Source organism: Amycolatopsis sp. 195334CR, assembly GCF_017309385.1.
Lineage (GTDB): Bacteria > Actinomycetota > Actinomycetes > Mycobacteriales > Pseudonocardiaceae > Amycolatopsis.
Map to the genome: position 1 here is coordinate 222,987 of NZ_JAFJMJ010000003.1, position 10,569 is coordinate 233,555.

General features: G+C 73.3%; 5 protein-coding genes. All 5 read left to right on the forward strand.

The window, feature by feature from the left end:
• The first annotated feature begins 46 nt into the window (after positions 1-46).
• Entirely contained in the window at positions 47-1,750 is a 1,704-nt protein-coding gene (locus JYK18_RS38115; RefSeq protein ID WP_307796249.1) for a GGDEF domain-containing protein, read from the forward strand.
• Between the two features lie 107 nt (positions 1,751-1,857).
• Positions 1,858-4,908 (forward strand): P-loop NTPase fold protein, encoded by a 3,051-nt coding sequence (locus JYK18_RS38120; protein ID WP_206808654.1) that lies wholly within the window; start codon positions 1,858-1,860, stop codon positions 4,906-4,908.
• Complete coding sequence (locus tag JYK18_RS38125; RefSeq protein WP_206808655.1) at positions 4,908-6,998, forward strand: hypothetical protein; 2,091 nt, start codon at positions 4,908-4,910, stop codon at positions 6,996-6,998. The genes JYK18_RS38120 and JYK18_RS38125 overlap by 1 nt, the downstream gene beginning before the upstream one ends.
• Positions 6,995-8,173: a zinc ribbon domain-containing protein gene (locus JYK18_RS38130; RefSeq protein WP_307796250.1), complete on the forward strand. Its 1,179-nt coding sequence runs from the start codon at positions 6,995-6,997 to the stop codon at positions 8,171-8,173. Before JYK18_RS38125 ends, JYK18_RS38130 begins: the two co-directional genes overlap by 4 nt.
• Positions 8,170-10,569 carry a GTPase-associated protein 1-related protein gene (locus JYK18_RS38135; protein WP_206808656.1) on the forward strand — a complete coding sequence of 800 codons (2,400 nt, stop codon included), beginning with the start codon at positions 8,170-8,172 and terminating at the stop codon, positions 10,567-10,569. The genes JYK18_RS38130 and JYK18_RS38135 overlap by 4 nt, the downstream gene beginning before the upstream one ends.

Genomic DNA, 10,569 nt, shown 5'->3' on the forward strand with positions numbered 1-10,569 from the left:
GTTTACAGACCACCCGATCTCGCCCCGGACTCGGCACGATGCGGTCGTGGGCCCGACCCAGATCGCCGTCAGCTTCGCCTTCCAGCCGCTGTACAGCCTGCACACCGGCGGTGCCGTGGCACTGGAAGCACTCGCGCGCGCCGGAACCGGGGAGCACTCGGTGGCCAGGCTGCTCGACGAAGCCGCCCGCGCGGGCAGGCTCGCCGAGACCGACGTGGCACTGGCCGCGCACGCCGTCCGCCAGGAGGCCGACAGCGGGGCCGAGACCGCCGAAGCCCTGCTGCCGCTGCACCTGAACCTCACCGCCGCCTCGGTGGCCGAGGGCGCCGCGCGGTTCACCCCGCTGCTCGACGTGCTGGACGAGGTGGGCAGGCGCCCGCGCGAGGTGGTGCTGGAGATCGGGCCGCCGTTCAGCCGGGTGCGCCCGGCCGACCTGCTCGACAGCATGGCCGCGCTGACCGATCTCGGCTTCCGGCTGGCGCTGGACGGGCTCGGCCGCAGCGACCTGCCGCTGGCCCTGCTGGCCGCGGCCCCGGTCAACACGCTGAAGGTGGACGGCACGCTGACCGCCCACGCCGCGAGCAACACCGCGTCCGCGGTGGTGTTCGAGTCGCTGCTGCACTTCGCCTCGCGCACCGGCGCCCGGCTGGTGGCCACCGGCGTGGAGAACACCGCGCACTTCGAGGTGGTGCGCGGGCTCGGCATCCGCGTCGCGCAGGGACCGCTGTTCACCGGGACCGAGCAGGGCGGCTGGCTCGACGGCGTGACCACACCGCTGCCGGTGACCGGCGAGCGGGGCACCGCCCCCGCCGCGCCGCGGGTGAAGGACTTCCTCAAACCGGCCACCACCCTGCCCGCCACGGCCACCTGCGAGGACGTCCGATCGGCACTGGCCGCGTCCGAGCGGGCCACCGGCATCATCGGGGTGGACCACCGCAACCGTCCACTGTGGTCGGTCGACCGGGCGCGGTTCCTGCTCGCCTTCACCGGTCCGTACGGGCACGCGCTGCACGCCAAGCGCTCCGCCGACCGGCTGGCCGACATCCCGCACACGATCGACGCCGAGGCCTCCGCGCTGGAACTGCTGGACGTGGTGGCCGACGCCGACTGGGACCGCACCGGGGACGACGTGGTGGTGGTCGACCGGCGCGGCCGCTGCCTCGGCGTGGTGCTGGTGACCGAGGTGGTGCGCGGGGTGGCCGAGGCGAAGGTGGAGGAGGCCACCGCGCTCAGCCCGCTGACCCGGTTGCCCGGCACCGAAACCGTGGCCAGGGACATCGACCGCCGGATCGCCGCCGGCGAGCCGTTCGTCACCGCCTGGCTCGACGTGGACGCGTTCAAGTCGGTCAACGACAACGCCGGGTTCGCCGCGGGCGACGACCTGATCCGGGAACTGGGCCGCACGCTGACCGAGGCGGCCGCGCGGCTGCACCGGGTCACCGTCAGCCACGTCGGCGGCGACGACTTCCTGGTCGCCTGCGACGTGGACGAGATCGCCACGCTGGCCGCGGCGGTGCTGGACACCTCGTGGTCGGCCGACGGCCACCCGGTTTCGGTGTCACTGGCCACCCTGGTCTGCATGACCTCCTCGGTCGGCTCCTACCGCGACGTGTCGAAACTGCTGGCACCGCTGAAAAAGCGCGCGAAGGAGGTGCCGGGGTCGAGCTGGGTGCTCGGCCGCCCCGGCTCCGACCGCGTCGAGGTGCTGCGCGGCCGGGGTGGCCGCGAGGTCCGCCCGGTCGGCGCCTGAGCTTCACCCGGACAGCGGTACCGGCCTTGGTACTGAAACAAAAGCGCCGCCCGGGCGACTGTGGTGGGTGAGTCCCCACTCGTGCGCACCGAACGGAGGCACGTCCGTTGCCCGGTAGTGAGTCGCTGGCGCTCACCCTGCGCCTGGCCGGCGAGGAATCCGACGAACTCCGGCGGCGGGCGAACCGGGAGGCGCTGGCTTCGTTGTTCGAGCGAGCCGCGGCGAACAGCGGCCTGACCCCGCGCGCGAGCCGCGACGGCCTGCTCGCGCCGATCCCGGACGATTCCACGGTCACCTCGGTCACCGGGTTGCTCGACGGCCCGCTGCGCACCGAAGTGCGCCGGTACAACGAGCAATCGGGGGAAGCGAACCGGCTGCGCGTCCGCGCGTCGCTGCACCTGGCGGACGAAACCGACTACGGGCACTGGCTGGCCGGTGGGGACGCCCTCGTCGGCGGGAGCTGCGCCGAACTCGAACTCGCGGTGTCGGAGCAGGCCCACCGGGTGCTGCGCCGCCTGCCGGAAGCCGACCTCGACGCGTTCCACCCGGTGCAAACGCTTTACCACACCGAGCAGGTGCGGGTTTGGTTCCACGGCGACGCCCCGGATCTGGCGCGCCGGCCGGAACCCGCGCTTCCCGCGCTGCCACCGGGTCCGGCCGAGTTCGTCGGCCGCGCGGACGCGCTCGCCCGGCTCGACGAGTACCACCGGGACGACGCCGAACTCGTCCTGCTGACCGGCCGGGCCGGACTGGGCAAAACCGCGCTGGCGGTGCACTGGGCCCGCCACAACGCCGCGCGGTTCACCGGTGGTGTGTGCTACCTCGATCTGGCCGCCTTGCCGGAGGACCCCGAAGCCGCGGTGCACGAGGCACACGGCCGCATCCTGCGGAGCCTCGGCGTTTCACCGGCGGACATCCCCGATGCACCGGAAGCCAGGTCGAAGGCCTACGGCGCCCGGCTCACCGGACCGATCCTGTTGCTGTTGGACAACCCCCGCACGGCGACGGAGGTCCTCCGCCTCCGCACCTACGGAACGGGTTCGTTCACGGTGACCGTCGCGAACGAGTCACCGAAGCGGCTCGCCAAGACCAACGTGCCCCAGATCGCGCTGAACGTGCTGCCGCGCACCGAAGCGGCCGCCCTGGTGAAGTCCATTGTGGACGTTTCGGATGCGGACGCCGACGAACTGGCCTGGGCCGGTGACTACTTCCCCGGCAGCATCCGGTTGCTCGCCGCCGGGGTCGGGGCGATGACCACCGGCACGGTGAGCGAACGGCTCGCCGCGCTGGCCGACGAAAGCCGTCCGCTCGAAGCGGCGGACGACCCGCCGGAGACGGTGGTCGCCCGGTGCGTGCTCCGCTTCCGCAAGCTGTCGGCCGACCAGCGGCGCCGCCTCACCCTCCTGTCGCTGGCCGGGGACCGCACGATCGTGGCCGCCGGATTGGCCGCGCTGGCCGAGATCTCCACCGCCGAGGCCGGGCGGGCGCTGGCCGAACTGCACCAGCGCGGGCTGCTCGAACGGCCGGGCGACGCCGCCGAGTACCGGCTGCCCGCCGCGCTGGCCGACTACGCCGGGGCCAGGCTGCGCGCGGGCGAACCGGCCGCCACCCGGACCGCGGCCGCCCGGCGGCTCGCCGAAAGCAGCGTCCGCCGCGAGGAGTTCGTCAGCTGGCTCAACGACTCCCCCGCCGTGCACGACGACCTCAAGCGCGACGCGCTCGCCGACGTGCTCGCCGTCCGGCTCAAGCGGATGTCGCTCAGCGAACCGAAACCGTCGTTCCTGGTGCACCTGGAAGGCCCGTGGGGCTCCGGGAAGACCACCCTGCTCGGCCTGCTCAGCCCGAAGCTGGCCGACGAGTTCCTGGTGGTCGAGTTCGACGCCTGGCGGCACAACCGGGTCGACCCGCCGTGGTGGGCGCTGCTGACCGCGTTGCGCCAGCGGGTGGCGCGGGACCTGTCCGGCTGGGGCCGGACCCGGCTGCGCCTGGTCGAGACCATTCGCCGGGTCCGCCGGACCGGCGGGGTGCCGTTCCTGGTCTCCGGCCTGCTGGTGGCCGTCGTGGTGGCCGCGGCGATCCTGTGGCTGAGCCCGTTGTGGAAGACGCCGAAGGACGTCGGCGACACCGCGCGGGCGGCCACCGCGATCTTCGCCGCGATCACCGCGATCTGGGTGGCGGGGCTGGTGGCGAGCCGCTTCCTGCTGTGGAACTCGGCCCGGGGCGCGCGGCGGCTGGAGCAGATCCACACGAACCCGATGCAGGAAGTGGCCGAGCAGTTCGCCTGGCTGGTTTCGCGGTCGAAGCGCCGGGTGGTGTTCTTCGTCGACGACCTGGACCGCTGTTCGGAGGACTACGTCGTCGACCTGCTGGACGCGGTGCAGACCCTGGTCCGCGACGCGCCGGGCAAACCGCGCAAGGGCCAGCGCTCGGCCTACTTCCTGGTGGCCGCGCACGGGAACTGGCTGCGCCGGGCCTACGAGGTGCGGTACGAGAAACTGGCGCCGGCGGCCGAGGAACCGACGCGGCCGCTGGGATATCTGTTCCTGGACAAGCTCTTCCAGTTGTCCGTGCCGATGCCCGCGATCGGCACCGACGCGATGAGCGCCTACTTCAACCGGATCCTCAACATCCGCGAACCGGCCCCCGCCGCGGCCGCGGCCGAAGAGGCCGAGCTGGTGGCCAGCCAGGTCGAGCGCAGCTCGCACGTGCTGGACGCGATGCGGGCGTGGGAGGGCGCCAGCCCGCCGGTTCGCGAGTACACCGCGCCCGCCACGGCGAAGAAGCTCGCCGAGTCCGAGTCCGCCGATCTGAGCGAGCACGCGCTGCAGAAGTTCGCCGGGCTGCTGCACCGGAATCCACGCGGGATGAAGCGGTTCGTGAACACCTACAGCGTGCTCCGCGCGACGCGCACGCTCGAAGGGGTCGTGGTGGACAGCGACGCGCTGGCCCTGTGGACCGTGCTGCGCGTGCGCTGGCCGGTACTGGCCGACTACCTGGAGCGGTACCCCGATTCGGTCGGCAAGTCCGACTACGACGAGGAGCTGCTCGCCCTGCTCACCGACCCCGAACTCGGGGAAGTGCTCGAGCACGCCCCGGTCACGCTCACCGCCGAACTCATCCGCACCTGCTGTGGTGCCCAGAGCCGGGAAGGCAGCTGATGGAGCCGCTCGACCCGATCGCCTACGAGGACCACGTGGTCAAACCCCATCGCACCGGTGCCGTCCCGGCCGCGGAGGACGAGCTCTTCGCGCGGTACGCGTTGTCCGGCGAGATGACCGACGACGAACTGGTCGCCCGCACCGAGGAAGTACGCGCGCTGTGGCGCCGGACCTCGGCCGCGGTCACCTGTCCCCGTCCGCTCAAACGGGTCTACGACCACTTCCTGGCCGAGGACGCCGAACTGCGCGCGACCTACGGCGCGATGCTGGAGTCCGCGCAGTGGTGGCGTTCGCGGGAAACCACGGCCGCGCCGGACGAACTGGCCACGTTCCTGAAGGACGCGTACGAGCCGCTGAGCGCGTTGACCCCGCGCCTGCTTTCCTTGCTGCACAGTGCCTTCCCTGGAGTCCCACCCCACGAAGTCGAGCGCGCGGTGCAACTGGCCGGGTTGTCGGTCCGGGAAGCACACGAAGTCCCGGTGCCGTCGTGGGTCACCGCCGCGCTGGCTGCCGGGTTGCCGCTGCGGTGGATCGCCGAGCGCATCGCGTCCGCCGAGGTCCTGCTCGCGGCGCTGGACCAGCGGGCGACGGAGGAAGCGCCGCCGCCGGAAACCGCCGTGGTGGCCCCAAAACGAGCGGGAACCCCGCCGCGCGAACTCGAAGCGGCGACGAAGGGGCTGTGCGCCCTGCTCCGGTGGGAACCGGGCGAAGGGCACACGAGTTCCACCCGGTACCGCGTGGGCCGGCACGAGGACGAACCGCCCGGGCCCACCACGGGCGTGGTGGTCACCGAAACCGCCGGGACCGAGTTCCTCGACGCCGACGCGCCGGTCGGCCCGTGCGTGCACTACGCCGTGTTCGCCCGTTCCTCGGCGGAGGACGAGTGGTCGGCACCGGCACGCACGTCGATCCCGGTGTTCCCGTCGGTCGAGCTTCGAGAAACCCGCCGCGACGGGGACCGCCTCGAACTCGTCTGGCAGGTCCGGCCGGAGACCACCGAGGTGCGGATCCGGCGCACCCCCGGTGACGTGGTGGTGCACCGGGCCGTGCGCCGGGAGGACCACGGCCGGGTGTCCTATCAGGACAATGCCGCCGGGGACGCGGCCTACCAGGTGCAGCCGGTCTACGAACTCGCCGACGGCAGCCGCCACACCGGGGAACCCCTGCACTTCAAGGCCGACGTGTTGTCCACAACGGACGAACCGGTCACCGTCGAGCTGGAGCCCGCGGCACCGGGCTTCGGTCCCAGGGTGACCGCGCGGTGGGACCGGCGGGCGACCGGTGCGGTCCGGGTCCGCTTCGCCCCGGCACCGCCGGACTGGCACCCCGGCGACCGGATCTCCGCCACCGCACTGGAAACCTACGGCGAGGAGCTGCGCGGGCGGCCGGAACCGGACGGCGACCGCGTCCGGTTGACCGGGGAGGTCGCGCCGGGCTGGCAGTGGTACCTGCCGGTGGCCGTGACCGGTGCCGAAGCCACCGTCGGGGTGGCGGCCCGGCTGGGCACCGCGCTACCGGTCAGCGAGCCGGTGGCGCAACGGCGTGGCGCGGAGATCGTGCTCTCCTGGATCTGGCCGCCGGGACTGGCCGGGGCCCGGGTGAGCTGGACGGACCGGGACGGCGAACCGCAGTCGGTGGACATCTCCGCGTACGCCTACGAAGCGAACGGCTGCCGCATCCAGGCCGGGACCGACCCGATCCGCGTCGAGATCCGCGGCACGGCGACCTCGTCCGACGGGGTCGCGCTGTCGGCACCGGAAATCGTCGAGGCACCCGGATACGCCGCCAGGGTGGACTACACCGTGCAGCGGAGCCGCTGGCGCCGCCGGGAGGCGACGATCACCTTCGCCGCGATCGACGCGGTGCGCGACGGCGAGGTCGTGGTGATCGCCGCCGCCGGACCGCTGCCACCCGAACACCCCGCCGAAGGCGTCGAGGTGGCCCGGCACCGGCTCGCGCTGGAAGCGTCCGGGAGCGAGCAGTTCGCCGTCGAACTCCCCGCCGATCACCGCTGGGTGGTGTGCTTCGCGGCCGACCCCGGCGCGGTCGAGTTGGGCACGGCCTCGGCACGGGCGGAGGTGCGCCGGTGAGAAAGCTCGTCTGCCCATACTGCTACGAAGAAGTCTCCCTGTCGGGACTGCACTTCCAGTGCCACGGCCGCGGTTCGGCCGCGGGCAACGGCTGCCGCAAGCGGGTGGACGAGAACCGGCGCCAGCTCACCGGTTACGCGCTGGAGTCCTGGCCCACCTTCCCGGCGAACGGCCGCGCCAAGGCCGGGGTCTGCCCCGAATGCGGTGCGGTGTCCCGGATCCGCGCCTGCCCGAACTGCCACACCACGCTGCCCACCACCTTCGGCGAGGACCCGCGCAGCCCGCTCGTCGGGCTGATCGGCGGCAAGGGCGCGGGCAAGACGGTGTTCCTCACCGTGCTCATGCACGAACTGCAGCACGCGATCCGCCGCCGGTTCGGCGCCGACACCCGGCTCATCGGCGACCAGCACGCCGGCGAGGCGTCCACCAAGCGCTGGTTCGAGACCTACGAACGCGCGCTCTTCGTGGACAAGGTGCTGCCGGAGACGACCAGGTCGGCGATCGACGGCGTGCGCGCGCCGATCGTCTTCGAATGGCGCACCTCCCGCCGCCGCCTCGGCCGCCGGAGCAGGCCGCTGAGCAGCACGCTGTCCTTCTACGACGCCGCCGGCGAGGACATGACCACGCAGGACAGCGTGTACACCCAGCACTACCTGCGGTGGACCAGCGCGCTGATCGTGGTGCTCGACCCGTGGCAGCTGCCCGGCGCGCGCGGGCGGATCACCGTGCCGGACAACGCGATCCGGGAGAACGAACCCCCGCAGGAGGTGCTCAACCGGGTCACCGAGGCGTTGCGGCAGCGGACGAACTCCGGGCTGATCCCGGTGCCGATGGCGGTGGTGTTCGCCAAGATGGACTCCTTCTTCGACTCGCTCGGCCCGGCGCACCCGCTGATGCGCCCGCCCGCGGCGGGCCCGGCCTACGACGAGCGGGCGGGTGCCGCCACCCACGAGCACGTCCTGGAACTGCTCGGCGATCTGGGCGCGGACGCCATCGACGCGCACCTCCGGCTCAACTACAAGACGTACCGGTACTTCGCGGTGTCCGCGCTGGGCGCCACCCCGGACTACGCCAGCAACTCGGTGAACGCGCGCGGCATCCAGCCGCACCGGGTGGACGAGCCGCTGCTGTGGCTGCTCAGCCGGTCCGGGATCGTCGCCAGGACGCGGAAGTGAGCGCCCGCCGGGCCGCCTTCGGCTCGCTGTACTACACCGACTGCCTGCCGGGCCAGGGCCTGCGCGGGGTGGCCGGGTTCCAGTTCCAGGCCACCTCCCCCGAGGTCGGCCACGACGAGATGTCGCTCGTGCAGCGGTCGGCGCTGTACGAGCCGCCGCCGGAGTGGATCCGGCGGCGGCGCCCGGTCGAGCTGTACCCGCCATCGCTGGCGCACGTCTTCGACGACCGGTTCGTCACCGCGCGCGGCATCTACCTCGGCACCGAGGCCAACGGCATGCGCGAGGGCAACCAGTTCACCCACGCGATCACCACCGGCGACCCCGAGGCGTACGGCCAGCTCCGCCCGGCGCAGCTGTGGGGCGCGCCGTGGTGGGCGGAGCACCCGGCCCCGACCACCCGGTGCGACGGGGTCGGGGCCGAACCGCAGCCGGGGCCGTGGACCGCGCACGCCGTGCGGTCCTGGGTGGCCGGCCGGCCGGGCGCCGCGGCCTTCCTGATCGCCGTGGTGTCGGCGTTGTCCGCGCTGAGGTCCGGCAGCCCGCAGCGGATCGTGTTCGTCGCCGACGACCCGGAGCCGGTGTTCTGCTGGCTCATCGCCGGGACCCTGCTGCTGCCGCAACGGGTGGCGCTGCGGGTCAGCTTCCGCGCGTTCGTCAGCAACCTGCAGTACAGCAGGCACGACGTGCTGGCGGTGCACCCGGACTGGGCCGGTTCGGTGCGGGAGTCCGGGTTCTGCGTGTTCGACCTGCGCGACGGCACGCACACCGTGGCCAGGACGGCACCGGTCGCGGAGTTCTGGGTGCCGCGCTTCCTCGACGCCGACCCGCTGGACGTGATCGACGCGGTCGAACTGGCCGACCAGTTCGGCGGGGCGGCAGATCCGGGCGAGGAACTGGCCGCGCAGGACCGGCTGGCCGCGAGCACGCTGCGGCTGCGCGAACCGGTACGGGCCGCCGACGCCGCGGCGCTGGCGAACTGGCTGAAACGGCAGCCGCCGGAGGTGATCGCCGAGGTGGGCCAGCCGCTGGCCACGCAGATCCTCGCCACCTCGCCAGGCCTGGAAGCGCGGTACGACCTGTACGAAGCGCTCTACGAACGCAGCGACGCCCGGCTCCGCGAACAACTCCGGCTCGGCGTGCTGGCCGCCGAACTGCTCGCCGCGAGCACCCACCACACCTGGGAGGACTCGCAGCGCCACCTGCGCGGCCTGCGTGGCCTGCCGTCCGGCGAGCTCACCGGGGACGCCGCCCGGCGGGAGGTGGCCGCGGCTCTGGAACGGGCAGAACCCGCCCAGTGCGACGGCCTGCTCCAGATCGCCACCCGCCACGGCGTGCCGGTCGCGGTGGACCGGCGGCAGCGCGCGTTCTGCCGCTGGTGGGCCGACCACCCGGACCTGGACATCCACCCGGCGCGGTGGAACTGCGCGCCCGCGCTGGTCCTGCTGCTTCGCGAGGAACTGCGGCGGCGGCTCGACGACCCCGGCGAACGCGGCACCACGCTGACCGCGCTCCGGACGCGGTGGTGGCGGGTGCTCTGGACCTCGATCCACGAACCGGCCCAGCCGCTGGACCGCGAACTCGCCGGTGCCGCCGCGGCCACCGAAGACCCCGGGCTCCGGCGCGACGTGCTCACGCACGTGGCCCGCAAGGCGACCGAGCACGACGACCTCGCCGCGTGGACCGCGCTCACCTCGCAGACCCGGCTGGGGCTGACCGAAGCGGCGGTGTTCCTCGGCGGCCTGCCCGCCGGGCACCGGATCTCCGACGGACTCGCCGAGCGGATGCTCGACCTGGCCGCCCGCGGCAACCGGGGCCTGCCGACCGCGGCCAAGCTCGACCTGCTGAACCGGCTCGCCGCGCTCGGCCACGAACCGCGACGGCACCCGTTCGGCGGGTGGCACCACGAAGACCGCCTGCTCAGCGCGTGGCTCGCGCACCTGCGCTCGCCCCGGCGCCCCGGGCCGGAGCCGTACGAACTGGACCAGCTCAGCGAAGCCGTGCTGGTGGCCAGGGAGGACGAGGTGATCCCGGTGCTGATGGGGGCGCGCGGCCCGTACGCCGCCCGCGCGCTGCGCGGCGCCGGGAACGCCGTGCACCGGCTGCTGCTCACCTGGCTGCCGCGCCTGCTCAAGCGCGAGGCGGGCGCCGACTCCCTCGCCGTGCTCGCGCTGGACCTCCAGTGGTCGGGCGTGCTGCCCGACGCCGAGAACGAGGCGCTGCTGTCCATCCTCGCCGACTGGACCCGGCTGCTGGACCGGCCGGGGCGCCAGCGCATCACCACGCTCGTCGGCGAACTCGACGAGGAGAACCTGCACGTGTGGCAGAGCTGGATCAAGCGGTACGGCGTCCGGTCCCGGCGCGCGCGGTCGCGGGCCGCCAAGCACCCGCGGGAGTGA